This is a genomic window from Bradyrhizobium aeschynomenes, from assembly GCF_013178945.1.
Taxonomy (GTDB): domain Bacteria; phylum Pseudomonadota; class Alphaproteobacteria; order Rhizobiales; family Xanthobacteraceae; genus Bradyrhizobium; species Bradyrhizobium aeschynomenes.
Genome location: NZ_JABFDM010000049.1, coordinates 1 through 327, shown reverse-complemented (window position 1 = coordinate 327; position 327 = coordinate 1). Strand labels below are relative to the sequence as shown.

Below are 327 nucleotides of genomic sequence, written 5' to 3'. Positions count from 1 at the left end.
CTCGCCACGCTGCGCTCCGGGCACACCTTCGACATCGTCGTCACCGACATCGAGATGCCGGAGATGAACGGCTTCGAGTTCGCCGAGGCGATCCGCTCCGACCAGAACCTGCACCAGCTGCCGGTCATCGCGGTGTCGTCGCTGGTCTCGCCGGCTGCGATCGAGCGCGGCCGCCAGGCCGGCCTGTACGACTACATCGCCAAGTTCGACCGGCCTGGCCTGATCGCGGCGCTGAAGGAACAGATCGAGGAACGGGCGCGCGCCGAAGCCAATCGGCGGGCCGCGTGACAGGAACGGGCAGGAGTAGCGTGCGATGAGCAGCAAGAT

Annotated in this window: 1 protein-coding gene; it reads left to right on the top strand. The window is 67.3% G+C overall.

All coding sequences use genetic code 11. The annotated features are described in order from the left end of the window. The coding region (locus HL666_RS33915) for a response regulator (RefSeq protein ID WP_172185814.1) at nt 1-288 on the top strand (288 nt) is incomplete at its 5' end. Nucleotides 289-327 lie beyond the last annotated feature (39 nt).